At 49.7% G+C, this 25,827-nt stretch carries 25 protein-coding genes and 1 pseudogene; 18 read left to right on the top strand and 8 right to left on the bottom strand.

Features of this window, described 5'->3' with window-relative positions; translation table 11 throughout:
* The first annotated feature begins 38 nt into the window (after positions 1 to 38).
* The gene (locus J1C60_RS16055; RefSeq protein ID WP_128176189.1) at positions 39 to 1,667 is read left to right on the top strand and encodes an isovaleryl-CoA dehydrogenase; all 1,629 of its coding nucleotides are present in this window, start codon (positions 39 to 41) and stop codon (positions 1,665 to 1,667) included.
* On the opposite strand, the gene bsmA is transcribed toward J1C60_RS16055, so the two are convergent.
* Complete coding sequence (gene bsmA, locus J1C60_RS16050) at positions 1,644 to 1,967, bottom strand: biofilm peroxide resistance protein BsmA (protein WP_128176191.1); 324 nt, start codon at positions 1,965 to 1,967, stop codon at positions 1,644 to 1,646. The genes J1C60_RS16055 and bsmA overlap by 24 nt on opposite strands.
* Positions 1,968 to 2,059: 92 nt before the next feature.
* Here bsmA and yjfP point away from each other — a divergent pair, with 92 nt between their 5' ends.
* Positions 2,060 to 2,809: an esterase gene (gene yjfP, locus J1C60_RS16045; RefSeq protein WP_128176192.1), complete on the top strand. Its 750-nt coding sequence runs from the start codon at positions 2,060 to 2,062 to the stop codon at positions 2,807 to 2,809.
* Between the two features lie 3 nt (positions 2,810 to 2,812).
* Here yjfP and ulaR read toward each other — a convergent pair whose 3' ends face one another.
* Positions 2,813 to 3,568, bottom strand: a complete 756-nt coding sequence (gene ulaR, locus J1C60_RS16040; RefSeq protein ID WP_128176194.1) for an HTH-type transcriptional regulator UlaR — start codon at positions 3,566 to 3,568, stop codon at positions 2,813 to 2,815.
* 102 nt (positions 3,569 to 3,670) lie between these two features.
* Positions 3,671 to 4,735, bottom strand: a complete 1,065-nt coding sequence (gene ulaG, locus J1C60_RS16035) for an L-ascorbate 6-phosphate lactonase (protein ID WP_128176196.1) — start codon at positions 4,733 to 4,735, stop codon at positions 3,671 to 3,673.
* Between the two features lie 364 nt (positions 4,736 to 5,099).
* On the opposite strand from ulaG, the gene ulaA reads away from it, so the two are divergent.
* Genes ulaA through J1C60_RS16005 form a run of 6 tightly spaced genes read left to right on the top strand, consistent with a single transcriptional unit; the run spans position 5,100 to position 9,510 of the window.
* A complete protein-coding gene (ulaA, locus tag J1C60_RS16030; RefSeq protein WP_128176198.1) occupies positions 5,100 to 6,494 on the top strand; it encodes a PTS ascorbate transporter subunit IIC in 1,395 nt (464 codons plus the stop codon).
* Positions 6,495 to 6,507: 13 nt separating this feature from the next.
* Complete coding sequence (ulaB, locus tag J1C60_RS16025; RefSeq protein WP_128176200.1) at positions 6,508 to 6,813, top strand: PTS ascorbate transporter subunit IIB; 306 nt, start codon at positions 6,508 to 6,510, stop codon at positions 6,811 to 6,813.
* Positions 6,814 to 6,822: 9 nt separating this feature from the next.
* The gene (gene ulaC / locus J1C60_RS16020; protein ID WP_128176201.1) at positions 6,823 to 7,290 is read left to right on the top strand and encodes a PTS ascorbate transporter subunit IIA; all 468 of its coding nucleotides are present in this window, start codon (positions 6,823 to 6,825) and stop codon (positions 7,288 to 7,290) included.
* A gap of 11 nt (positions 7,291 to 7,301) precedes the next feature.
* Positions 7,302 to 7,958: a 3-keto-L-gulonate-6-phosphate decarboxylase UlaD gene (locus J1C60_RS16015; protein ID WP_128176242.1), complete on the top strand. Its 657-nt coding sequence runs from the start codon at positions 7,302 to 7,304 to the stop codon at positions 7,956 to 7,958.
* 9 nt (positions 7,959 to 7,967) lie between these two features.
* A complete protein-coding gene (locus J1C60_RS16010; RefSeq protein WP_128176203.1) occupies positions 7,968 to 8,837 on the top strand; it encodes an L-ribulose-5-phosphate 3-epimerase in 870 nt (289 codons plus the stop codon).
* Entirely contained in the window at positions 8,824 to 9,510 is a 687-nt protein-coding gene (locus tag J1C60_RS16005; protein ID WP_128176204.1) for an L-ribulose-5-phosphate 4-epimerase, read from the top strand. Before J1C60_RS16010 ends, J1C60_RS16005 begins: the two co-directional genes overlap by 14 nt.
* Before the next feature lie 115 nt (positions 9,511 to 9,625).
* On the opposite strand, the gene J1C60_RS16000 is transcribed toward J1C60_RS16005, so the two are convergent.
* Positions 9,626 to 9,835 carry a hypothetical protein gene (locus tag J1C60_RS16000; RefSeq protein ID WP_128176206.1) on the bottom strand — a complete coding sequence of 70 codons (210 nt, stop codon included), beginning with the start codon at positions 9,833 to 9,835 and terminating at the stop codon, positions 9,626 to 9,628.
* 407 nt (positions 9,836 to 10,242) lie between these two features.
* On the opposite strand from J1C60_RS16000, the gene rpsF reads away from it, so the two are divergent.
* The 5 genes and pseudogenes from rpsF to J1C60_RS15975 all read left to right on the top strand — a co-directional run bounded on the left by rpsF (position 10,243) and on the right by J1C60_RS15975 (position 12,244).
* On the top strand, positions 10,243 to 10,638 hold the full coding sequence (rpsF, locus tag J1C60_RS15995; RefSeq protein WP_128176208.1) for a 30S ribosomal protein S6: 396 nt from the start codon (positions 10,243 to 10,245) through the stop codon (positions 10,636 to 10,638).
* Between the two features lie 6 nt (positions 10,639 to 10,644).
* Positions 10,645 to 10,958, top strand: a pseudogene (gene priB / locus J1C60_RS15990) (primosomal replication protein N); the annotation flags it as partial.
* Positions 10,959 to 10,965: 7 nt separating this feature from the next.
* Entirely contained in the window at positions 10,966 to 11,193 is a 228-nt protein-coding gene (gene rpsR, locus J1C60_RS15985) for a 30S ribosomal protein S18 (protein WP_000135199.1), read from the top strand.
* 38 nt (positions 11,194 to 11,231) lie between these two features.
* A complete protein-coding gene (gene rplI, locus J1C60_RS15980) occupies positions 11,232 to 11,684 on the top strand; it encodes a 50S ribosomal protein L9 (protein ID WP_128176212.1) in 453 nt (150 codons plus the stop codon).
* A gap of 194 nt (positions 11,685 to 11,878) precedes the next feature.
* Positions 11,879 to 12,244: a DUF488 domain-containing protein gene (locus tag J1C60_RS15975; RefSeq protein WP_164877272.1), complete on the top strand. Its 366-nt coding sequence runs from the start codon at positions 11,879 to 11,881 to the stop codon at positions 12,242 to 12,244.
* Here J1C60_RS15975 and J1C60_RS15970 read toward each other — a convergent pair.
* Positions 12,228 to 12,908, bottom strand: coding sequence for a LysM-like peptidoglycan-binding domain-containing protein (locus J1C60_RS15970; protein WP_164877273.1), 681 nt, complete (start codon positions 12,906 to 12,908; stop codon positions 12,228 to 12,230). The two genes, J1C60_RS15975 and J1C60_RS15970, sit on opposite strands and share 17 nt — an antisense overlap.
* A gap of 264 nt (positions 12,909 to 13,172) precedes the next feature.
* Between J1C60_RS15970 and fklB the strand changes: the two genes are divergently transcribed.
* The gene (fklB, locus tag J1C60_RS15965) at positions 13,173 to 13,793 is read left to right on the top strand and encodes a BamJ family beta-barrel-assembly machinery protein (RefSeq protein WP_128176213.1); all 621 of its coding nucleotides are present in this window, start codon (positions 13,173 to 13,175) and stop codon (positions 13,791 to 13,793) included.
* A gap of 71 nt (positions 13,794 to 13,864) precedes the next feature.
* Here fklB and J1C60_RS15960 read toward each other — a convergent pair whose 3' ends face one another.
* Positions 13,865 to 15,814: a bifunctional 2',3'-cyclic-nucleotide 2'-phosphodiesterase/3'-nucleotidase gene (locus tag J1C60_RS15960; RefSeq protein WP_128176215.1), complete on the bottom strand. Its 1,950-nt coding sequence runs from the start codon at positions 15,812 to 15,814 to the stop codon at positions 13,865 to 13,867.
* Positions 15,815 to 16,183: 369 nt separating this feature from the next.
* Here J1C60_RS15960 and cysQ point away from each other — a divergent pair, with 369 nt between their 5' ends.
* The gene (cysQ, locus tag J1C60_RS15955) at positions 16,184 to 16,930 is read left to right on the top strand and encodes a 3'(2'),5'-bisphosphate nucleotidase CysQ (protein WP_128176217.1); all 747 of its coding nucleotides are present in this window, start codon (positions 16,184 to 16,186) and stop codon (positions 16,928 to 16,930) included.
* Positions 16,931 to 17,122: 192 nt separating this feature from the next.
* On the opposite strand, the gene J1C60_RS15950 is transcribed toward cysQ, so the two are convergent.
* Positions 17,123 to 17,680, bottom strand: coding sequence for a YtfJ family protein (locus tag J1C60_RS15950; protein ID WP_128176219.1), 558 nt, complete (start codon positions 17,678 to 17,680; stop codon positions 17,123 to 17,125).
* 326 nt (positions 17,681 to 18,006) lie between these two features.
* On the opposite strand from J1C60_RS15950, the gene J1C60_RS15945 reads away from it, so the two are divergent.
* Positions 18,007 to 18,213 carry a DUF1107 domain-containing protein gene (locus J1C60_RS15945; protein ID WP_128176228.1) on the top strand — a complete coding sequence of 69 codons (207 nt, stop codon included), beginning with the start codon at positions 18,007 to 18,009 and terminating at the stop codon, positions 18,211 to 18,213.
* Positions 18,214 to 18,454: 241 nt separating this feature from the next.
* Here the strand turns inward: J1C60_RS15945 and paeA are convergent, their stop codons facing one another.
* On the bottom strand, positions 18,455 to 19,792 hold the full coding sequence (gene paeA, locus J1C60_RS15940) for a polyamine export protein PaeA (RefSeq protein WP_128176230.1): 1,338 nt from the start codon (positions 19,790 to 19,792) through the stop codon (positions 18,455 to 18,457).
* Between the two features lie 523 nt (positions 19,793 to 20,315).
* On the opposite strand from paeA, the gene tamA reads away from it, so the two are divergent.
* The gene (gene tamA, locus J1C60_RS15935) at positions 20,316 to 22,058 is read left to right on the top strand and encodes an autotransporter assembly complex protein TamA (RefSeq protein WP_128176232.1); all 1,743 of its coding nucleotides are present in this window, start codon (positions 20,316 to 20,318) and stop codon (positions 22,056 to 22,058) included.
* The gene (gene tamB, locus J1C60_RS15930; protein WP_128176234.1) at positions 22,055 to 25,825 is read left to right on the top strand and encodes an autotransporter assembly complex protein TamB; all 3,771 of its coding nucleotides are present in this window, start codon (positions 22,055 to 22,057) and stop codon (positions 25,823 to 25,825) included. The genes tamA and tamB overlap by 4 nt, the downstream gene beginning before the upstream one ends.
* The last annotated feature ends 2 nt before the right edge of the window (positions 25,826 to 25,827 follow it).

Raw genomic sequence — 25,827 nt, 5'->3', positions numbered from 1 at the left:
GTTCTTCACAACATGTGTCGATGACGAGGGATGTTCATATGCACTGGAAAACGCACACCGTTTTTAATCAACCACGTCCACTAAGTAACAGTAATTTATTTCTTTCTGACACCCCACTGCGCGAAGCATTGGGGCGTGAGGGCGTTGAGTGGGATAACGCGTTGTTGGCGTCGGTTGGTCAGCAACTTGGCAGCGCAGAATCATTGGAACTGGGGCGATTGGCCAATGCTCATCCGCCTGAGTTGCTACGTTACGATCCCTGCGGCGAACGGCTTGATGATGTGCGCTTTCATCCCGCCTGGCATCTGTTAATGCAGGGGTTGTGTGCAAATCGGGTACATAATCTCTGCTGGCAAAAAGAGGCGTTACCTGGCGCATTTATCGCGCGCGCAGCGCGCTTTATCCTTCATGCGCAAGTTGAGGCGGGCACGCTATGCCCTATCACCATGACATTCGGCGCTATTCCATTGCTGCAGCAAGCGCTGCCAACGGTATGGCAAAACTGGCTTCCTGCACTGTTGTCCGATCGCTACGATGCGCATTTACAGCCGGGCGATCGTAAACAGGGGCTGCTAATTGGTATGGGCATGACGGAAAAGCAAGGGGGAACGGATATATTAAGTAACACCACGTATGCGGAACCTCTGTCGTCTCGCGGTAATGGTGAGATCTACCGCATAACCGGCCATAAGTGGTTTTTCTCTGTGCCGCAAAGTGATGCACATGTCATTCTGGCACAAACAAAAGGCGGTCTTTCTTGCTTCTTTCTTCCCCGCCTATTACCGGATGGTACGCGTAATGCCGTCCATATCGAACGACTAAAAGAGAAACTCGGCAACCGTTCGAATGCCAGCGGAGAGGTTGAATTTTTGGATGCATCAGGATGGCTGCTTGGCGATGAGGGGGACGGTGTCAGACAGATCCTTAAAATGGGGGGTATTACCCGTTTTGACTGCGCGCTAGGCAGTCACGGATTGATGCGACGTGCATTTTCAGTTGCGCTTTACCATGCTCATCAGCGGCAAGTTATGGGGAAAAATCTGGTTGATCAGCCCTTAATGCGCCATGTTTTAGCCATGCAGGCACTGCAACTTGAGGGGCAGACTGCTTTTTTGATGCGCCTTGCCCGTGCCTGGTCACAGCCTCATGATGAATATGAGCGTACTTTTAGCCGACTGTTCACACCTGCCGCGAAGTATACGCTGTGCAAGGCAGGGACACCTTTTGTTGCGGAATCGATGGAAGTGCTGGGTGGGATAGGTTATTGCGAAGAGAGCGAATTGCCCCGACTTTTTCGTGAAATGCCGGTTAACAGCATTTGGGAAGGCTCTGGCAACGTAATGTGTCTGGATGTGATTCGTGTACTGAATCGACAATCTGCTGTACCTGAAATGCTTCACCGTGAATTTGATGCCGTGAAGGGGCAAAATCGTCATTTTGATAGCCGGTGGCGCCAGCTTAAACTCCGCTTGCGCCAGCCACTGGAAGGGCAGGCGCGAGAGATTGCTGAAATGCTGGTCAGGCTGGCGACAGCCGTGCAGGTATTGACGTCGCTTGAACCGCCGTTAGCGGATGCCTGGTGCCGCCATCAGCTTGATTCACGAGGTGTCCCAACGCTGAGTTGGGATGTCTCGGAGCGTCTGTTACTGCGCGCCAGTGGCGGTTGAAGGGCCATACAGGATCGCGCTTGCATACCACATTCCCGGTGCGACTGATTCACTGAGAGCGACAATCATATAGTAACTGGCACCCATTGCTGTCGCTCTTGCCGCGATGACTCGCTGGACATCATCGGGCGATCCGCGCTCTGTAGCACTGATATTACCTAGTCTGGGTAAAGAGGTACTTTGCGCGCGAACGATCTCTTGTGCTTGTTGTGTAGGCGCAGGAGCAGGCCGTGGTGTGGTATGCATGATAGAACAGCCGCTAAGGAGTAGCATTAAACCTGAGATGAGAAGCGTACGCATAAGGGTATCCCGCGGTAAAGGGGTGAAGGTAATTTACGCGATTATAGTGTCTTTTTTATGTAAGAATTCTCCTGACTGAGTATGGAGTCACAATGATTGAGATCGCGACGGAATTTTTTAACGGTATTGAATGCCTGCACGCCACGCCATCAGGCCAGCGAAATAAACCGCTGCCCACGGTCATTTTTTACCATGGATTTACTTCGTCAAAATTGGTTTACAGCTATTTTGCCGTGGCGCTGGCGCAGTCAGGTATGCGAGTTATTATGCCGGATGCGGACGATCATGGTGCGCGTTTTGGCGGCGATACGGGGGCTCGCTTACGTCGGTTATGGCCTATTGTAAAAACCAGTATTGATGAGTTCGCCGGCCTCTATCACGCGCTGATAGCGCACTGCCTTATTGCGGATGGGAAAGTGGGCGTGGGTGGCGCATCAATGGGGGGAATGACGGCGTTGGGGATTATGGCGCGTTACCCACAAGTTCGTAGTGTGGCCTGCTTAATGGGATCGGGTTATTTCATGACGCTGGCACAAACGTTATTCCCACCGTTGGTGATGAACGGCGAAGTCAGTAAGGTGGAATTTGACAAGCTGATGGCTCCACTGGCACCGTATGATATTAGCCACCGTCTTGAGCAACTTGGCGATCGACCGCTGCTGCTGTGGCATGGTGAAGACGATGATGTCGTTCCTGCCACTGAAACGCGGCGTTTGCAACAGGCGTTGATAGCTAACAAGCTGGACGGACAACTTACTTGTCTGTGGGAGTCCGGAGTTAAACATCGAATTACGCCGTTAGCGATAGAGGCGACAAGTGATTTTTTTGCGTGCCACCTTTAGCACCTAAACTAACATGACTTCCACCCCCCGATCCTGAAGTTCCTTTATGACATGTGGAGCGGCCTGTTTGCCGGTAATCAGTATATCGATCTGCTCAGCACGGCTGAACAGCATTCCGGCACGTTGCCCAATTTTACTGCTGTCGACCAGTACTACGAGCTTACCTACAACGCTCATCATTTTCTGTTCTGCCATCGCGGTTAGCATATCCGTCTTATACAGTCCTTCAGGCGTGAGCCCTTTTCCGCTGGTAAACATCCAGTGCCCTGCGTACAGCGAGGTTTCATTTTCCTGAGCGCCGAGAGTGATTGCGTGACTTTTATTATACTGACCTCCCATGATCACTACGCTTTCATGATCTTGATCGATAAGATAATTCGCCAGAGGTAGATAGTTAGTAATAATCTGTACGGGTTTTCCGCAAACCTGCTGGCCAAGTAAGAAAGCCGTTGAACCACAATTAATCACCACACTTTGGCCTGGACTGACGAGCTGCGAAGCGGCGGCGGCGATGCGGCTCTTTTCATCGTGGTGTTGCGCCAAATGAATATTCATTGGCGTCCAGCGCAGACGCTGCTGTGTTATCGCTTCGGCACCATTACGGATTTTTTTCAGTTTCCCGTTTTCATCGAGTTTATTAATATCCCGCCGGGCAGTAGCCGGAGAGATACCCAAGTGAGCGATTGCTTGTTCGACGGTAATAAATCCCGATTGTTGCAGGAGTTCGAGCAGAATCTGATGGCGCTGTGCTTCTGTCATGCGTATTTCCGGTGCAAGATGATAGAGAAAGATGATATTTGAAAATGTTTGAAATAACTATGGTGGATAGCGATCAAAGCCGGGCGAGTGCCCGGCTGGCTTTCACAGAAAAGATTTGAAAGGTAAATCGGGTTCGCGGGTAAAACAGTCCTCAAATCCGCGAGGATAGTGATATTCGAACCGGTCCTTATCTGTCGGCCAGGTAAATTTCCCCCCAACCTGCCAGATAAAGGGTTTAAAATCATAGGCCAACCTGTCTTTTTTCATTTCCCACAGGACGCGGATCTCCTGCGGATCGGCCTGAAAATTGGACCAGATATCGTGATGGAAAGGGATTACCACTTTGGTGTTCAGCGATTCAGCCATGCGTAAAATATCGGCGCTGGTCATTTTATCGGTAATACCGCGGGGGTTCTCACCATAGGAACCCAGCGCAACATCGATCCGATGATCGTTACCGTGTTTTGCATAGTAATTAGAGTAATGGGAATCACCGCTGTGATAAAGATTGCCGCCTGGTGTTTTAAACAGATAATTTACTGCGCGGCTGTCCATATCGTCTGGCAGTTTACCCGCGGCTTTTTGCCCTTCAGGCAGCGTAATTAGTGCGGTACGGTCGAAAGCATCCAGCGCATGGATTTCGATATCTCTGATTTTCACCACATCACCGGGTTTCACTACGATGCAACGCTCGCGTGGTACCCCCCAGCCAACCCAGATATCAACGCAGCTTTGAGGGCCAATAAATGGCACGTCATTCGTGCAATTCTGCATTACGGCAGCGGCAACGTTAACGTCAATGTGATCATTATGATCGTGGGTGGCTAAAACGGCATCAATATGACGGATGGCAAAAGGATCGAGTACGAACGGTGTAGTGCGTAAATTCGGCTGAAGTTTCTCTACACCCGCCATACGTTGCATTTGATGCCCTGTTTTCATCAGCGGGTTACTGTGGCTTTGTTTGCCAGTACCGCACCAGAAATCGACACAAAGATTGGCACCGCCCTCAGACTTTAACCAGATCCCGGTACAACCCAGCCACCACATAGTGAAAGTATCTGCTGCCACCTTTTCTTGTTCAATCTCTTCATTAAGCCAGCTTCCCCATTCAGGGAAAGTGCTCAGAATCCACGATTCGCGGGTAATAGAGGTAACTTTACTCATTAAATATCTCCATTTAGTCGTATTAAATCATTATGTGATTACTATTGATTTATACTGTCATCAAAAAATCATCATGTAAAAACATTTTTCCTTTTTTTAAATGAGGCTAAGGCGTTAGCGTTGACCGCTGCTGCGGGTAAGTAAAATTTAAAATAATTTTAAATAATTGATTTTGATTTGTTTTTGTTAATTTTCAGGCATGGGGAGAACATTTATCTGACGGAGGGAAATAAATTGAGGCATACTTCACAAATAATCATAATTAATCTTGTTATGATTTATTTTGAAAACATAGTGTGAGTGTGAAATTTCCCCTCGTCTGTTTGTGAGCCAATCAGGGAGCGACAGCCCTACGGAGAGCGTTATGGAGACACTTTATTACGTCTTTACTATTTTTTTTAATCAAGTTATGACCAATGCCCCATTGTTACTGGGGATTGTGACGTGTTTGGGTTACCTGCTGCTGCGTAAAAGTGCCAGCATCATTATAAAAGGTACGATCAAAACGATTATTGGTTTTATGTTATTACAGGCTGGTGCGGGTATTTTGACCAATACCTTTAAGCCCGTGGTGGAGAAAATGTCGGAGGTGTATGGCATTAATGGGGCAATATCCGACACCTATGCGTCAATGATGGCGACCATTGAAACAATGGGAGAGGCATACAGCTGGGTGGGTTACGCGGTATTACTCGCGCTGGCATTAAATATTGTCTATGTGCTTATGCGGCGTCTGACGGGCATTCGTACCATCATGCTGACGGGGCACATCATGTTTCAACAAGCCGGACTGATCGCCGTCTTTTTTTACATCCTCCATTACCCGATGTGGACCACCATTATCTGTACCGCGGTATTGGTATCACTTTACTGGGGCATCACGTCCAACATGATGTATAAGCCGACGCAGGCGGTTACCGATAATTGCGGCTTTTCCATTGGGCATCAACAGCAGTTCGCCTCCTGGCTCGCTTGTAAAATTGCGCCCCGGCTCGGGAAAAAAGAAGAAAGCGTTGAAGACCTTAAACTACCAGGCTGGTTAAATATCTTTCATGACAACATCGTGTCGACTGCGATCGTCATGACTCTTTTCTTTGGCATTATCCTCTGTTCATTCGGGTTGGATACCGTTCAGGCAATGGCCGGTAAAACGCACTGGACGATTTATATCCTACAAACCGGTTTTCAGTTCGCGGTGGCGATTTTTATTATCGTACAGGGCGTTCGCATGTTTGTCGCCGAATTGTCGGAGGCGTTTAACGGCATATCTCAACGCCTGATTCCCGGGGCGGTGTTGGCTATCGACTGCGCGGCAATTTACAGTTTCGCACCGAATGCGGTGGTCTGGGGCTTTATGTGGGGGACCATTGGTCAACTGATCGCCGTCGGTATTCTGATCGCCTGCGGCTCTGCCATCATGATCATCCCTGGTTTTATCCCGATGTTTTTCTCCAATGCCACCATTGGTGTCTTCGCTAACCATTTTGGCGGCTGGCGTGCCGCACTCAAAATTTGCCTGGTAATGGGCATGATTGAAATTTTCGGTTGCGTCTGGGCAGTACATCTGACGGGCCTCAATGCCTGGATGGGGATGGCCGATTGGTCGATTCTCGCGCCTCCGTTGATGCAGGGGTTGACGCTGGGAATAGGGTTTATGGGTGTCGTTGTCGTGATCGCGCTGGTTTACATGTTCTTTGCGGGACGAACCTTACGTAAGGAAGAAGATGTGCAACCGTGTGGCGAAACATCAGTTAACTAAAGGAGTAGAAATTATGACCGTACGCATTCTTGCTGTATGTGGCTGTGGACAGGGTAGTTCAATGATTATGAAAATGAAGGTGGATCAATTCCTTACCCAGCAGGGAGTTAGCCATACTGTGAACAGTTGCGCGGTAGGGGAATATAAAAGTGAGTTAAGCGGGGCAGATATCATCATCGCCTCAACTCACGTTGCCAGTGAAATCACCGTTTCGGGCAATAAATATGTAGTCGGTGTGCGCAATATGCTTTCGGCTGATGATTTTGGCCCGAAGCTCATGGCGGTAATTGGCGAACACTTTCCGCAGGATATGGCGTAAGGAGCGATCGTGAAATTACGTGATTCTCTGGCACAGAACCACTCTGTACGGCTGCAGGTAGATGCATTGAACTGGCAAGATGCGGTGAAAATAGGCGTCGATCTGCTAGTGGAAGCCGATGTGGTTGAACCGCGTTATTACCAGGCGATTCTTGATGGCGTTGCGCAATTTGGCCCCTATTTTGTCATCGCGCCGGGCCTGGCAATGCCGCATGGACGGCCAGAAGAAGGTGTAAAGAGAACGGGCTTTGCGCTGGTGACGCTGAAAACGCCGTTAGTTTTCCATCACGAAGACAACGATCCGGTCGATATTTTGATCACGCTTGCAGCCGTAGATGCAGATACGCACCAGCAAGTGGGCATTATGCAGATCGTTAATCTGTTTGAGGATGACGCTAACTTTGACCGTCTACGCGCCTGCCGTTCAGAGCAGGAAGTTCTGGATTTAATTGACCGCGCAACGGGCGCGGCAGCATAAGGAATATCATGATGGCGTGTTCATTACCGATGTTACAGGTTGCACTGGATAATCAAACCCTTGCCGATGCTTACCTGACGACCAGGCAGATCGCTGAAGAGGTCGATATTATTGAAGTTGGTACCATTCTCTGCGTGGGGGAAGGCGTTCGTGCTGTACGTGACCTGAAAGCGCTCTATCCTCACAAAATCGTTCTGGCCGATGCCAAAATTGCCGATGCCGGAAAAATTCTTTCACGTATGTGCTTTGAGGCTCACGCAGACTGGGTCACGGTTATTTGTTGCGCAGATATTAATACCGCTAAAGGGGCACTGGATGTAGCTCGGGAATTCGATGGTGATGTACAGATTGAGCTCACCGGATTCTGGACGTGGGAGCAAGCTGAGGCATGGCGTACTGCGGGGATCGGTCAGGTTGTCTACCACCGGAGCCGCGATGCACAAGCGGCGGGCGTAACCTGGCGTGAGGAAGATATTAACGCCATTAAGCGCCTGACGGAAATGGGATTTAAAGTGACGGTAACCGGTGGGTTGGTGTTGGAGGACCTGCCATTATTTAAAGCTATTCCGATTCACGTTTTCATTGCCGGGCGCAGTATTCGTGATGCCGAAAACCCGGCTGAAGCCGCTCGACAGTTCAAACGCAGCATTGCTCAGATCTGGGGCTAAGGAATTGGCATGATAAATAAGCAGGTTCCACTGGGTATTTATGAAAAAGCACTCCCTCCAGGGGAGTGCTGGCGGGAGCGCCTGACACTTGCTGCCAAACTTAACTTTGATTTTGTTGAGATGTCCATTGATGAAACGGATGCCCGGTTGTCCCGGCTGGATTGGAGCCGGGAGCAGCGTATGGCTTTGGTGGCTGCAGTGGCCGACACTGGAGTCCGTGTTCCCTCCATGTGTCTGAGTGCTCATCGGCGATATCCCCTCGGCAGTGAGGATGATGAAGTACGTGAACGCGGATTGGATATTATGCGTAAGGCGATAGCGCTCGCACAGGACGTGGGGATCCGGGTTATCCAATTGGCGGGGTATGATGTTTACTATCAACAAGCGAATGACAAAACGCGCCGTCGCTTCCGTCAGGGCTTGCAGCAGGCTGTTGAAATGGCCAGTCGCGCACAGGTTATGCTGGCAATGGAAATTATGGATTACCCGTTGATGAACTCAATCAGCAAAGCGATGGGTTATGCCCATTTTCTGAACAACCCCTGGTTCCAGCTCTATCCGGATATTGGCAACCTGTCTGCATGGGAGAATGATGTGCAGATGGAGCTGCAGGCAGGTCGTGGGCATATTGTTGCGGTACATGTAAAAGATACTCGTCCTGGCGTTTTTAAAGATGTGCCTTTCGGCACGGGGATCGTTGAGTTTGAAGCCTGCTTTCGGACCTTGAAACAAGGAGGATATAGCGGACCATATCTGATTGAAATGTGGAGTGAAACATCGGCAGATCCGCTTGCAGAGGTAAAGGCTGCACGCGAATGGGTCCTGCAGCGTATGGCTATCGCGGGTCTGGAGGTAGGAGGGAATCATGCAGCAGCTTAAACAACAGGTATTTGAGGCAAATATGGCCCTGCCGCACTACGGACTGGTGACCTTTACCTGGGGGAACGTGAGTGCAGTAGATCGTGAACGTGGGGTTATCGTAATTAAGCCCAGCGGGGTGGCTTATGAGCACATGACTGCCGATGATATGGTCACGGTGGATCTCCGGGGCGAGGTGGTCGATGGACGCTATAAACCCTCCTCTGATACGGCAACGCATCTGGCATTATATCGGCGTTATCCGCAAATTGGCGGTGTAGTACATACCCATTCCACCCATGCTACCGCGTGGGCACAGGCGGGGTTAGCCATACCTGCACTGGGGACAACGCATGCGGACTATTTTTCCGGGGATATTCTCTGTACCCGCCCGCTGTCTGTAGAAGAAGTGGAAGGGGATTATGAGTTAAATACCGGTAATGTCATTATCGAAACGCTGGGAGAGACCAATCCTATGCACATACCAGGTATCGTGGTGTATCAGCATGGCCCCTTTGCCTGGGGAAAAGATGCGGGTGATGCGGTACACAATGCAGTGGTGATGGAAGAGGTTGCCCATATGGCTTGGATCGCACGTAATATCAATCCGCAGCTTAAGCGTATCGATCGCTGCCTGTTAAATAAGCATTTTCTGCGTAAACATGGGCCTGCTGCCTATTACGGGCAATGTTAACCACCGAGCCGATGGGGTTTAAACAACCGGGACAGAGACGATCGTTATATTTTTGGTGTCATGCCCCCGTTAATCAATTCGGGTAGGTAAGGTTCTTCCCGAATTGATTAACCCACTACAACTGTTGCGATAAGTTTTGCGCCGCCGTAATAGTGCGCTGGGTATGATCGCCCGTTGGCGTGGTAAGCCGATTTATATAGGTGTAATCCGGTGCCGCTTTGCTGGCGAGACTACTTCTTGTTTGTCGGGCGTCGTCGGTGGTGCTGGCAAACGCGGGAACGAGCAGGAAGAGTGCAGGTAAAGTGGCGATTGCGATGGTTCTCATAATCGTCTCCACAATACAACGCTGATAAACAATCTGGCTAATAAAGCCAGAACCTTTTACCACATGACCTAGCTTACGCCATTAATCAAGGTTAAATAGTAATCATTTCTGATTACTGTCATCAGTAATTTTGAATAATCTTTGCGCTAATATAATGATTTCACTGTGATAGCACAAAATGCTCAGTGTGTTGGCACTGTGCTGACGATTTAATTCTCTTTGAGCCTTGAGTTTCAGGGGGCGCACCAGTATGATTACGCGTCAATTTTTCAGCCGCATTTACAGGCTGTGTCTCAAAGTTGTTCGTATGCAGGACCATTTTGAGACACAGCCTACAACGTTCCTTGCTTCCATGGGCCGCGGTTGACCCCGACAGGAGGCTGAATAATCCGTAAGGAGCAAATTCGATGCGTCATTACGAAATCGTTTTTATGGTTCATCCTGACCAAAGCGAACAGGTTCCGGGCATGATCGAGCGTTACACTGGTGCTATCACTGGTGCAGCAGGCACGATTCACCGTCTGGAAGACTGGGGCCGCCGTCAGCTGGCTTACCCGATCAACAAACTGCACAAAGCTCACTACGTTCTGCTGAACGTTGAAGCACCGCAAGAAGTGATCGACGAGCTGGAAACTAACTTCCGCTTCAACGACGCCGTTATCCGTAGCATGGTTATGCGCGTTAAGCACGCGGTTACCGAAGCATCTCCGATGGTTAAAGCGAAAGACGAGCGCCGCGAGCGTCGTGAAGATTTTGCTAATGAAACCTCTGATGATGCAGATGCTGGGGATTCTGAAGAGTAATCAACCGTGACGGCTAACCGACTGCGCTTGTCTGGCACTGTGTGCAAGGCACCAGTTCGAAAAGTGAGCCCGTCAGGTATTCCACACTGCCAGTTTGTGCTAGAGCACCGCTCGCAGCAGGAAGAGGCCGGATTTAACCGGCAGGCCTGGTGCCGTATGCCCATCATTATTAGTGGCGCAGCACATCAGGTGATTACTCAAAGTATAACGGTCGGCACGCAACTCACAGTTGAAGGTTTCATTAGTTGCCATCAAGGGCGCAATGGCCTCAGCAAGATTGTGTTACATGCCGAGCAGATTGAATTATAGATTCTGGAGACAAGCCAAATGGCACGTTATTTCCGTCGTCGCAAGTTCTGCCGTTTCACCGCGGAAGGCGTTCAAGAGATCGATTATAAAGATATCGCAACGCTGAAAAACTACATCACTGAAAGCGGTAAGATTGTACCGAGCCGTATCACCGGTACTCGCGCAAAATACCAGCGTCAGCTGGCTCGTGCAATCAAGCGCGCGCGTTACCTGTCCCTGCTGCCGTACACTGATCGTCATCAGTAACGGCAACTGTCCATTAACGACTTTAAGAGGATAAGGTAATGCAAGTTATTCTGCTTGATAAAGTAGCAAACCTGGGCAGCCTGGGTGATCAGGTCAATGTTAAAGCGGGCTATGCTCGTAACTTCCTGGTTCCACAGGGTAAAGCTGTTCCTGCTACCAAGAAAAACGTTGAATTCTTCGAAGCACGCCGTGCAGAGCTGGAAGCTAAACTGGCTGACGTTCTGGCAGCATCTAATGCTCGCGCTGAGAAAATCAATGCACTGGGCACCGTTACCATCGCGTCTAAAGCAGGCGACGAAGGTAAATTGTTCGGTTCCATCGGTACCCGTGATATCGCTGACGCTGTTTCTGCAGCTGGCGTTGACGTTGCGAAGAGCGAAGTTCGCCTGCCGAACGGCGTTCTGCGCACTACCGGTGAACACGAAGTTGAGTTCCAGGTACACAGTGAAGTGTTCGCGAAACTGATCGTGAGCATTGTTGCTGAAGCTTAATTGTTTCAGTAATGCAAAAACGCCGACCTTGTGTCGGCGTTTTTGTTTTTAAAGTTTAATTTTTTCATCCTGCCCTGAACAGTGACTCATGTTGTGTCTCTGCGTTAACTCCGCCACGTTCTTTGAGACACATCCCCGCCGCTATCCTCGTACCATTTAGCGTATATTGTTATCGAGCTAATGGATAAGAGGTCATGATGGACCATACTATTAATCTGCAACGCGTCTATGAGGCCAGTCCCCCTTTCTTACACACGACTTTTTTAGTCGACCGCCTTTGGCCTCGGGGGATTGCGAAAGCGCAGTTGGCGCAGGTAATCTGGCTGAAAGACGTTGCGCCGACGGCTGTACTGCGTAAAAGCTTCCATCAAAACATGTGCTGGGAAACGTTTGTGGCCCATTATCGTGCCGAGCTGGCCAATAGTGACGCCTGGCAACCTATTCTTGACGCGATGCGACAGCAGGATGCCGTCACCCTGCTCTTCGCCAGTAAGGATATCCATCACAATCAGGCTGTCGTTCTGCGTGATTTCCTGTTAGAGCTTATTGCGCGCGAATAAAAGATCCGTCAGCCTGACGGGTAAACAGTATTTCACCATTATCTGTTTCAATTGTGAGTCCGTTTACCATCCCCTGCGCATCCTGGCGCACTTTCACGTCTTGTCCGGCATGCAGATTGCTTAATGGCTTATCATCGCCCTCAACGCGGGCCATCGCAAAGACATCATTGACCTGCAGGTTATTATCCCGAAATAGCTGGGCCAGCGTCTGACCTGCAGCAATTTGGTAACTGCGCCATTCCCCTTGAGCGGGGGATGAGGCGTTATCCTGTGGACGCGTTTCCACTGTATCGCCTGGTGAGGGGCGATTATTGTTCAGCTCAGCCTGTAGAGGTACATTATTGGCACCGCTCTGTAAAACAGGGGGCGATACAGGAGCTCGTGGTGCAGGAGAGGGCCACAAAAATGCCAGCAGTATGACAATCAGCGCCAGAATAATACCGCGTCGGTGTGTATAGGGAAGGGGATCCATCCAGCGAATACTATCTGGTAAATGCCAAATTTTTCCCGGTATTGCCTTGATATGAGATGATATTCCCTCTGGCATAGGGGCTTCCTCTTGTTGCACGTCACGTACGAATGGGTTGCGATTTGTCATCCACATTTTTACCACCGGATGATAAAACGGCAGGCGTTTCCTTCGCCGCGGGGTAATTTTCCCCATGTTACTCACCTCATTAACTCACGTCTTTCGCTTGTGTCTGGTCAGCAAAAATTAACAGGCTTTAAGTGTAGTCCGCTTTACTCGTGTTACCTCTGGCGGACGCCTACAAGTCTGCGACGTAGTGCTTTCATGGTTATTTATAATTGGAGTGCTCATTGTTTCTGTTTCTGAACGAAAAGTCATCCACCATTACACCAGATTTTACGCTCAGGGCTTGCGCTGTTATGCTTCGCCTTTAATTTATCAATGATGAAAGGAAAACCCATGACAACCCCTTCTTTTGACAGTGTCGAAGCGCAAGCAAGTTACGGTATTGGTTTACAGGTAGGCCAGCAATTGCTGGAGTCTGGATTGCAGGGGCTGCAGCCAGAAGCATTGTTGGCGGGCCTGCGTGATGCGCTGGAAGGGAATGCACCAGCTGTTCCTGTAGACGTTGTTCATCGTGCACTACGTGAAGTTCATGAACGTGCTGATACCGTACGTCGTGAGCGCCAGCAGGAAATGGCTGTAGAAGGTCAGACGTTCCTTGAAGAGAACCTTAAGCAAGACGGTGTTAGCAGCACCGAGTCAGGCTTACAGTTCCGGGTTATCAATCAGGGCGACGGAGCGATCCCATCTCGGCAGGATCGTGTGCGCGTTCACTATACTGGCAAGCTGATCGACGGCACGGTATTTGATAGTTCAGTGGCACGTGGTGAACCGGCTGAATTTCCGGTGAGCGGCGTTATTGCTGGCTGGATCGAAGCGTTGACATTGATGCCGGTAGGCTCTAAATGGGAACTGGTGATCCCACATGAGCTGGCATATGGCGAGCGTGGTGCTGGCGCATCTATTCCACCAATGAGTACACTTGTGTTCGAAGTTGAGCTGTTAGAGATTTTATAATCTGATGCGGTAACGCTAACAAGCATCGACATCAGGGCTGGGGTGTATCTCGCACCAGCCCTTCGTCATGATTACTCTTTGTTTTGCTGAAGGTTGAGCCGGTAAAGCTGGAAACCGATATTGTCGGTTCCTGATTTATTCAGCGGATATTGGGCATATTGCTGGATAAATGCAGCAGCCTTGTCCGACGGCGATGTCTCAAAACGTATATCCAGTGGTGTACTGCTGTTAATGGTTGCCAGTCGCCAGTTATTATCTACCTGCGGTTTCACTTCCCCATATGTCCTGGTTTGTGCGCTAATATAAGCGGCGACAACAGAGCGATTTTCATCCGGTGAGGCAAAAGCAATATGCTTATCTCCGGTACCGGCGAATTTACCGCCGTAGGCGCGATAGTTGTTGGTCGCGATTAAGAAGGTGGCATTCCCATCAATCGCTTTCCCGTTAAATGTTAACTGTGTAATACGCGATGCTTTATCGTTAATTAACTGACATTCTGCGTCATACCGTGCAGGCTGAGTCACATCGATTTGGTAATTAACACCATCGATAACGTCAAAATTATAAGTGCGAAAATCCCAGTTAATCAGCGCTTGTGGTTTACGGCTGTTTTTATCGATCTGATTAAATTGCCCGGCGGAGCATTCTAACCACTCTTTTACCTCTTTGCCGGTCACTTTCATCACCACCAGCGTATTGGGATACAGATAGAGATCGGCGGCATTGCGGAACGTTAACTGTCCTTTTTCAACTTCCACATAACTTGCCGGATCATTTTTACGCCCGCCAGCCTTAAACGGAGCTGCGGCAGAAAGCACCGGCAGCTTCGCCAGATCGGGATCGCCCTGGATAAAGTGTTCAACGTAATCGCGTTGGGCATTATTGACGATTTGCACCGTCGGATCGTCCTGAACCAGTGACAAATAGCTGTACATCACATCAGCGGATTTACCGATCGGTTTACTGACAAACTCACGCGTAGCGCGATGGTCGTCGGCCAGCACCTTCACCAGCGACGGATCCTCGGCCGCCAGTGGTTTTTTCGCTGCAGCATCATAAATAGGGCGTGCTTCCGCTTTGGCATGGATAACCAGCCATTTATTATTCTGCTGTTCCAGTTGCAGATCAACAATACCGAGATGATCGCCCCACATACCAGGCATCACCGCGGGAATACCGTTCAGCGTACCCGCGCTGATATCAGCGCCTTTAATTGCGGCAAAATCCTCGCTGGGGAAAACTGCATGAGCATGGCCGAACATGATGGCATCAATGCCTTTCACCTGGCTAAGATAGTAAACGGAGTTTTCCGCCAGCGCGTGGTAGGGCTCGCTGGAGAGGCCCGAGTGAGCAATAGCGATAACCACATCGGCACCGTCCTTACGCATTTCCGGTACCCATTTCCGGGCGGTTTCAGTAATGTCGTTAACCGTGACTTTTCCCTGCAAATTCTTCTTGTCCCACACCATAATTTGCGGTGGTACAAAGCCAATATAACCAATTTTCAGGTGATGTGTTTTCCCCTCACTATCTTTAACATCTGTTGCTTTAATCAGATAGGGCGTAAACAATGGCTTACCGCTCTTTACGTCAATAATATTGGCATTTATGTAGGGGAAACGAGCGCCGCCGATCGCCTTCTTCAGATAATCAAGCCCGTAGTTAAATTCATGATTCCCGAAGTTGCCGACGGTATAATCCAACGTATTCATTGCCTTATATACGGGATGAATGTCTTTGCCATTTAACCCTCTGGCCGCCATATAATCACCGAGCGGGCTACCTTGAATTATATCGCCGTTATCAACAAGTACGCTGTTTGTCGCTTCTTTACGCGCGGCCTCAATCAGCGTGGCGGTACGGACAAGACCATATTTTTCGGTAGGGACATCCTTGTAATAATCAAAATCCATCATATTACTATGCAGATCGGTGGTTTCCATGATGCGCAAATCGACCGTTGCGGCATGTACCGTACTGGCTATCAGCATTGCCAGCAGCGTGATACAAGGCTTAATCATTATTCTCTCCTGTGAATGATGTAAGGAATCGCTTTTGTGCTTATTAACATCTCAAAATATTATGAAAAGGTTATGTTTATTCTCACAAAATTGTGATCTGTAATAGGAAATTAGCCGGATAAATCGTCAGGCGGTGTTTTTACTTACCGGGAAAATCGAAACACTAAAAAGTACATCAAAAAGAGTGAATACCGCGGAGTATATTCGGTTATGCTATTGATAATGAATAAATATGTTAGCTTACTCCGTTCGGACATTGCCCAGTCTTATCGGTTATCAGGTTACAAGCTGCTATGATCATAGTAAGCCTGAGCATGTTTACAGAGTGTGGTTTCTTAGCGTCAGGCTAACTCAACAACGAGGTGAAGCATGTTAGAGCACATTTGCCAGCTAGCTCGCGAAGCGGGCGATGCCATCATGAAAATTTATGAGGGCGAGGCTCCGCTTAACGTTTCTCACAAATCCGATGATTCTCCGGTTACAGCTGCCGATATTGCTGCGCATAACGTGATTATTATAGGACTTAGCGCACTTGACGAAAATACGCCGATCCTCTCTGAAGAAGCGCCACAAAGCTGGGAAATTCGCCAACACTGGCAGCGTTACTGGCTGGTTGACCCACTGGATGGAACCAAAGAGTTTATTAAGCGAAACGGTGAGTTTACGGTTAATATCGCCTTGATTGAACGGGGTAAGCCGGTACTTGGCGTAGTCTATGCACCGGTAATTGACGTTATGTATTCTGCTGCAGACGGAAAGGCCTGGAAAGAAGAGGGCGGACATAAAAGCCAAATAACCGTGCAGAATGCGCATCCTCCACTGGTGGTAGTCAGCCGTTCCCATGCGGATTCTGATGAAGAATTAAAAGAATATTTGAATCAGATGGGGGAGCATCAGACAGTGGCGGTAGGATCATCGCTCAAGTTCTGCCTGGTCGCCGAAGGTAAAGCGCAGCTTTATCCTCGATTTGGGCCGACGAATATCTGGGACACGGGAGCTGGCCATGCAGTTGCGATAGCGGCGGGAGCACATGTCCATGACTGGCAAGGACACTCGCTGGATTATGCACCAAAAGAATCTTTTCTGAATCCAGGCTTCCGCGTTTCGATCTTTTAATTCGAATCGGCAGTGACCTTTTCAGTGTACATATTTAATTTATGGCATCACGAAACATGCCCCGGTACCTGATAGGTTCCGGGGAGCAGTAAAGCATCCTAAACTTTTTCTTACGGCCTTACCCTATGTTCGGTATGAGTTTTATTGCTGGTACCAGGGCGCGTTACCGCCTTATATCGATAGCGTAAAACCTTACTCCAGCAGAGTGTGTAATAACGCAATCGCCTGCTTAACCTCCTCCTGCGTGAGTGCACCGTCTTTAGCAAAGCGCACATCCCCCTTCTTGTCCAGAATTACAATCGCCGAGCCACCTTCTGTTAGCTGCCAGGTTTTTTTTGCGGTTCCATTACTGTCCACAATAAATTGTGACCATGGATACTGTTTTTTATTATTCTCAATACTGCTGCGAACAAACATCCCGGTTCCCGGGATGGCATCGTCAGTATTGACCAGCGTTGTGGTTTGATAGCGATCGCCAGGGAACTGTGCTTTTTTAATCGCCTCAATCAATGCCGCATTCTGCTCTTTTGCAGAAGAACGGCCCGCAATATGTTGGATGACCCTGACTTTTCCCACCAGTTGCGCACTATTCCAGGGTGCATAGCTAAACTTACCCTGCACATAAATGAGCTCACCGTTATCGACAATCCCTACAGGCGCAACGCGCTGCCCCACAATAAAATTATGAGCCATAGCCGTTAGGGGCGTGGTAAGGAACAAAATGAGGGCTAGCTGGCGTGCTGTTGTCATAGTGACTCCGTATCTGTAGTGATCAGACCAGCTGGTCATGTTTCTGCAATAATAAGCGTGGAAGATGCGCCTGTCGCCGGGAACTATCGGCTTTGCGGCAAACCGCACAAAACCACGAATATTGAATGTTTATACTGTGAAAAATGAGAGTGGTAACAGACTATTCTGTAAGGATATGTCAGCTCAGTAAAAAAATTCAATTGTTGGAACTTGTAATCAAAATGTTGTTCTATAGTGTATTAGCAATTTGCGCTTCAGTGGTTCGTACCGATTTTGGTAACGACGAAGCGTAGTTAGGTCGTTAACTTTCAGGAGCGAAGAAAAGAATGAAAATCTTCCAGCGTTATAACCCGCTGCAGGTCGCAAAGTACGTTAAGACCCTGTTTAGAGGAAGGTTGTATATCAAGGATGTTGGTGCGTTTGAGTTTGATAAGGGGAAAATTCTTATCCCGCGCGTTAAAGATAAGCAGCATTTGAGCGTAATGTCGGAAGTGAACCGACAGGTGTTACGCCTTCAAACTGAATTCAATTAGTATACTCGTCATACTTCAAGCCGCAGGTTTGTTGGCTGCGTTTAGTCACCCCGGTCACTTACCAGAGTAAGCTCCCGGGGATCCCTGCACTTGCCGCCGCCCTGCAACTCGAATTATTTAGAGTAAGCCCGTCATACTTCAAGCCGCAGGTTTGCTGGCTGCGTTATCAGAATCGAACGATGTTTAAGATAGGGCGCATGCATTGCGCCCTTGTGATTTCTGTGGGACGAGGAAAGAAAGGTTATTCTTCCGTTTCTTTCTCTTTGCTTTTCGGTAGATTTAGCGCAACCGCTGGACGTTCGACAATACGCGTGACCAGCAACTGATCAATACGGTAACTGTCGATATCCACCACTTCAAATTTATAGCCCGCAAACTTCACGAAATCGGTGCGTTTCGGGATCTTGCGCAGCATATACATCATAAACCCGCCGATGGTTTCATAGTTGCCGGACTGGGGAAAATCATCAATATCCAGTACGCGCATAACATCATCAATTGGCGTGCCGCCTTCTACCAGCCATGAGTTCTCATCACGAGCGACAATCTGCTCCTCCATACCCTGGCCGACCAAATCTCCCATAAGGGTGGTCATCACGTCGTTTAGAGTAATAATTCCTACGACCAGTGCATATTCGTTCATGATCACCGCGAAATCTTCACCTGCAGTTTTAAAACTCTCTAAGGCTTCAGACAACGTCAGCGTATCCGGCACAATCAGTGCGGAGCGAATTTGCACGCCGCTGCTCAGTGCCATACTTTGGTTACCCAACACGCGGAGTAGCAGCTCCTTGGAGTCGACATAGCCGACGATATGATCGATATCCTCGTTACAGACTAAAAACTTGGAGTGCGGGTGGCGGGCGATTTTCTCCTTCAGTTTGGTTTCATCCTCATGCAAATCAAACCAAACGACATTCTCGCGGGACGTCATCGATGACGGTACGGTACGCGATTCCAGTTCGAAGACATTCTCGATCAGCTCATGCTCTTGTTTACGCAACACACCTGCCAGAGCACCAGCCTCAACAACCGCATAAATATCATCGGAGGTGATATCGTCCTTGCGGACCATGGGGATTTTGAATAACCGGAAAATCATATTCGCCATGCCATTGAAAAACCATACCATTGGTCGTAACACGAACAGGCAGAAGCGCATGGGATTGATAATGCGCAGAGCGATGGCTTCGGGGGCGATCATACCGATACGTTTAGGCGTTAAATCGGCAAATAAAATAAAGAAGCTGGTTACCAGGGTAAAAGAACAGATGAAACTGAGTTGCTCGGCCAATTCGGGCGCGGTAAAACGCTCAAACAGGCTGCGAAAAGCGGGGGAAAAAGCCGAGTCACCCACGATACCGCCAAGAATGGCGACGGCGTTCAGACCAATCTGCACCACGGTGAAGAACATGCCCGGTGTTTCCTGCATTTTCAACACGCGCTGTGCATTGATATTACCTTCATCAGCCAGCAATTTGAGCTTAATTTTGCGGGCGGCCGCCAGCGAAATTTCCGAAAGAGAAAAAAAGGAGCTGATCGCAATCAGCAGTAATATGACAAGCAGGCTATCTAGCATAGATTTTCCGTAGTTTTATTTCACTTGTCATTTTTGGCCTGGGCAGCGAGCGACATTCGCATACTATTTTCATCCACCGTTGAAGGTGCGTATTGCATCTCAAGGGTAACATAAGCACACCTATCCAGAGGTAAAGCTATCCGTGCCAAAAATGTCTGCACCCGTTCGATATAAACAACGTGGTAATAGCGGGGCAGAAATCATCGAAAAGGCCTAAAAGTGACCTTCGACGAGCAGTATAGCAGCAGCCTCCATCAGTCAGCTAGCGCTTAGCTTCGCATGGAAATTTGTCTAATGGTGACACCACGTTACAATCCTCTTGCTGCGCGATAGCTATCGCGGGTTGTATCGGAGCGCGTCTTTGTCGACAATAACCGACAAAATTTGGCTTTGTATCCCAGGTCATTCAGGATGTCGGAGTATTGGCTATCCTTCAATAACGTTGTAGCGCCAGGCATTACGGGTTTAGAACACGAGATTGCCCCATCTGGAATAAGGGCTGGCAAGATTAACAGGAGTAAGCGTGCCACGAATTCATGTTTATTGCATTTATTGTCTGCTAATTGCCGCGCCTGCTGTTGAGGCTGCGAATGTTCGCTTACAGGTTGAAGGGTTATCAGGAGATCTCCAAAAAAACGTCAGGGCGCGTCTTTCCACAATCAGTACTGATGAAGTTACTGCCGATGGTCGTTTTCGGGCGCGTGTTGCGAATGCAATAAAAGAAGGGTTACGCGCGCTGGGGTATTATGACCCGGAGATCGATTTCGAGTCACGTCCGGCCCCGCCTGCTGGTGGCCGGCCGGTACTGATTGCCAAAGTATCAGCCGGTGAGCCGGTTAAAATTGCCGCGACCACGGTAGTGGTGCGTGGTGAAGCGCGTGACGATAAAGATTATCAGCATTTGCTGCGTGAGGGGCAGCCCGCCAAGGGGACTATCCTTAATCACGGTCAGTATGACAGCTTCAAGAGCAACTTTACTAATCTTGCCCTGCGCAATGGCTACTTCGATGGTGATTTTACCAAAAGTCAGCTCGGTGTCTCTGCCGAGCGCCACGAAGCGTTCTGGGACATCGACTATGATAGCGGCGTGCGCTATCGCTTTGGCGATGTCAGTTTTGAAGGTTCTCAAATACGCGAAGCCTACCTGCAAAACCTGGTGCCGTTTAAAAAGGGCGACCATTACAGCTCACGTGATCTTGCGGAATTAAACCGCCGTCTGTCGGCAACTGGCTGGTTTAACTCCGTAGTTGTCGCTCCTGAGTTTGATAAAGGGCGCAAAAGTAAAGTTTTGCCGTTACACGGCGTTGTTTCCCCCCGAACTGAAAACACGATTGAAACCGGTGTAGGTTATTCAACAGATGTGGGACCGCGAGTCAAAGCCACCTGGAAAAAGCCATGGGTCAATTCACGTGGTCAAAGCTTGTCCACCAGTGCCAACATTTCAGCACCTGAACAGCAGCTTGATTTCAGCTATAAAATTCCGTTACTAAAGAGCCCACTAGAACAATATTATCTGCTGCAGGGGGGGCTGAAACGTACCGATCTCAATGATACAAAAGCGGACACCACGACGCTGGCAGCCTCGCGCTACTGGGATAGCAGCAGCGGTTGGCAGAAAGCGATTAATCTGCGCTGGAGTCTGGACCACTTTACCCAAGGTAACGATCCCACCCAAACCACCATGCTGATCTACCCTGGCGTTAGCGTTAATCGTACGCGTTCACGTGGCGGGTTGATGCCGACATGGGGGGATTCGCAGCGTTATTCGGCCGATATCTCGGATACAACGTGGGGATCGGATGTTGATTTCCTGGTATTGCAGGCACAAAACGTCTGGATCCGAACACTGGCAGAGAAACACCGTTTTGTCGTGCGTGGCAACCTGGGGTGGATTGAAACCAATGATTTTAAAAGTGTCCCGCCGGACCTGCGATTTTTTGCCGGTGGTGACCGCAGTATTCGTGGTTACAAATATAAGGATATTTCGCCGCGTGACGAAGAGGGTAAGTTAACCGGTGCTTCAAAATTGGCAACGGGTTCGCTGGAGTATCAATACAACGTCACAGGGAAATGGTGGGGAGCGGTATTTGTGGACTCCGGGGAAGCAGTGAATGATATCAAACAGAGTAACGTGAAAACCGGTGCGGGTTTTGGCGTGCGGTGGCAATCGCCTGTCGGGCCGATCAAGTTCGACCTCGCCCGCCCTGTGGGTGATAAAGAGGAACATGGATTGCAGTTCTACATTGGATTGGGGCCTGAACTATGAGTCTCTGGAAAAAGGTCCTTATTGGTATCCTGATTTTTATTCTGTTGCTGCTCGGCAGCGCGCTATTTTTGATTGGCACCACCACTGGCTTGCACCTGGTATTGAATGGTGCATCGCGCTGGGTACCGGGACTGGAAATTAAGCAGGTCGAGGGTGGGTGGCGTAACCTGACGCTAAAAGGTATCGCCTATCAAATGCCGGGCGTTACGGTAAATGCGGGTGAGTTTCATTTGGCCGTTAAACTGGGCTGCCTGAAAAACTCGGCGCTTTGTGTCGACGATTTATCACTGAAAGACGTTGATATTGTCGTCGACAGCAAAAAAATGCTGCCAGCCAGCGAACCATCACCGGAGGCGGAAACCTCTACAGGGGATATCTCAACGCCGTATCCGATCACGCTAAGCCGGCTCGCGTTGCATAACGTCAACGTAAAAGTCGACGATACGCGCATTTCGCTGATGGATTTTTCCACCGGGATGCACTGGCAGGAGCGTGCATTAACGCTAACGCCAACACGCATCCAGAACGTGCTGGTGGCCTTGCCGAAAGCGGCTGAAAGTGCGGAAGGAGAGATTGCCAGTCCCGATAGCAAACCGCCGCAGCCTGAAGAGAAACCGTTAGGCGAGACGCTGCAGGACATATTTGCAAAACCGCTGTTGCCTGACCTGCCCGATTTCCGCCTGCCGATTGATATTGATGTGCAGGAAATACTCGGAGAGCAGCTGCGGATTAGCGGGGATACCGATATTTCGGTTAATCGCCTGTTGTTGAAAGCCAAAACCCAGGATCAGTTGCTGCATCTGGAGACATTGGATGTCGATTCTCCTCAGGGACAGCTAAATGCGGGAGGACAGGCAACGCTGGCTGACAGCTGGCCGGTCGATTTCAACGTTAACGGCGCGCTCAATATTGACCCGCTCAAAGGCGAAAAGATCAAACTGAATCTCTCCGGTGGCATGCGTGAACAGCTGAAGCTGGCGCTAAACCTTTCTGGTCCTGTTAAGGTTCAGCTCAATGCGCAAACCGAGTTGGCAGAGATTGGTCTGCCACTCGCGATATCATTAACCAGCCCTCAGCTACGATGGCCACTTACCGGTCCGGTGCAGTATCAGGCCGATAACATTGATTTTAAATTCCATGGCAAAGCAACAGATTATGCCTTGTCTATGCGTACCGCGCTGAAAGGGGAAGCGATCCCCCCTGCGAATCTGTTACTGGATGGTAAAGGTAATATTGAACAGTTCCATCTTGATAAACTGCGCCTCGCCACCCTCCAGGGGAATACTGACCTTACCGCCGTAGTGGACTGGAGCAAAGCGATCAGCTGGCATAGTGAACTGCTGCTTTCCGGTATCAATACGGCGCAGCAGTATCCGGACTGGCCTGCAAAGTTAGATGGCAAAATTACCACGCGTGGCAGCCTGTACGGAGGTAGCTGGCAGGTCCGAGTGCCAGAACTACGGCTGAAGGGGAATGTGAAGCAGAATGCGGTATCAGCAGAGGGGACACTGTATGGCAATAGCTATAACCAGTGGGATACTCCGGGTATCAAACTGGTGCTGGGGCGTAACAATGTTAATGTCAAAGGATCGCTGGGCGAGACGCTGAATCTTGATGCAGATATTGATGCGCAGCACCTCGACAACGCATTACCTGGGCTGGGTGGTATTGTCAAAGGAACGCTTAAAGCGCGGGGTAACTTGCAGGCTCCCCAGTTACTGGCCGATTTGTCAGCCAGTGGTTTACGCTGGCAGGAACTGCTTATTGGGCGCGTGAAACTGGATGGCGATGTGCGATCCAGCGATCGGATCCAGGGCAAGCTGGCCTTGCGTGTTGAGCAACTCAAACAGGATGCGTTGGATATTAAGTTGCTGACGCTGAATGCGGGTGGGGACGAACAACAGCATCAGTTGACGCTCAACGTGCAGGGCGAACCGGTATCCGGTCAGCTTCAACTCAGTGGTAGCTTTGATCGCAAAGAACAGCGTTGGAAAGGCGCTCTTAATAATACGCGCTTCGACACGCCTGTTGGGGAATGGCGGCTGTCTCGGGCAATGAGCATCGACTATCTTAATGCGAAGCAGATGGCCACCATTGGACCGCACTGTTGGCAAAACCCCAATGCGCAGCTGTGTGTGCCGAAAAATATTGAGGTTGGGCCGAGTGGTCATGCGCAAGTCGTATTAAATCGCTTCGATCTGGCGATGATCAAACCGTTCCTGGGCGATGAAACTCAGCTTTCCGGCGTATTTAACGGCGATGCTGATGTGAGCTGGACCGCCGACGGTGGTTTACCGCAGGGACGAGTTTCACTGAAAGGGAACGGTGTTAAGGTTGTGCAGGATGTGCAGGGTAACCGTCTACCGGTGGCCTTTGACACTTTGAATCTTAACGCGGCGATGCGTAATGGACGTGCACAACTTGACTGGCTCATTCGTATTGCCAATAACGGCCAACTTGACGGCAACATACAGATTGCCGATCCACAAGGGCGGCGTAACCTATCCGGAAACGTGAATATTACCCGGCTTTCCCTCAATATGTTCAATCCTGTATTAATGCAGGGAGAGAAAATTACCGGAGAATTGAACAGTAACTTACGGCTGGGGGGCAATCTGCAGAAGCCGCAGGTATTTGGCCAGCTTGGCTTACGTAATGTTGATGTTGATGCGGACTTTATGCCGGTCGATCTCACCGCGGCGAATCTCAATATGGTGTTTAACGGCATGAGTTCGACGCTGGAAGGTTTAATTCAAACCTCGCAGGGGCAACTCAATCTGAACGGCGATGCTGACTGGAGCGAGCTGGATAACTGGCGCGCTCGTGTGGCGGCGAAGGGCGATCGCGTGCGTATCACCGTCCCTCCGATGGTGAGAATGGACGTGTCTCCGGATCTGGAGTTTGTTGCAACACCGAGTCTGTTTAATCTTGATGGGCGGGTTGATATCCCTTGGGCGCGGATTACGGTGCAGGATGTTCCTGAGAGTGCCACGGGCGTGTCGTCTGACGAAGTGATGTTAGATCAGAATCTGCAGCCGATTGCACCTAAATCCACGGCGATTCCGATTAACAGTAACCTGGTGATTCATATTGGTGATAACGTGCGGCTTAGCGCTTTTGGTTTGAAAGCGAGGCTAAATGGCGATCTGAAGCTGGCTCAGGATAAGCGTGGACTGGGGCTGAACGGTCAAATCAATATCCCTTCGGGGCGTTTCCATGCTTATGGCCAGGATTTGATTGTGCGTAAAGGCGAACTACAGTTCGCTGGTCCACCTGACCAGCCTTATCTGAACCTTGAAGCGATTCGTAACCCGGAAGCAACCGAAGATGACGTGACCGCCGGGCTGCGCGTAACGGGGCTGGCGGATGAGCCAAAGGTCGAAGTATTCTCCGACCCGGCTATGTCTCAGCAGGAGGCCCTCTCTTATTTACTGCGTGGACAAGGTTTGGGTAGTGACGGCGACAGTAATGCGGTAACCTCGGCGTTAGTCGGTTTAGGTGTTGCACAAAGCGGTCAGGTTGTGGGTAAAATCGGCGAGACGTTCGGCGTCAGCAATCTTGCCCTTGATACCACCGGCGTGGGCGACAGCCAGCAGGTGCAGGTCAGTGGTTACGTACTGCCGGGTCTACAAGTAAAATACGGTGTTGGCATATTTGATTCACTGGCGACCTTAACCTTGCGTTATCGCCTTATGCCCAAACTCTATTTGGAAGCGGTGTCAGGTCTCGATCAGGCACTGGATTTGCTTTATCAGTTTGAGTTTTAGCA

The sequence above is a fragment of the [Pantoea] beijingensis genome, assembly GCF_022647505.1.
GTDB lineage: Bacteria > Pseudomonadota > Gammaproteobacteria > Enterobacterales > Enterobacteriaceae > Erwinia > Erwinia beijingensis.
Note: the sequence above shows the minus strand (reverse complement) of the source record. Positions and strands in the feature narration are given on the sequence as shown.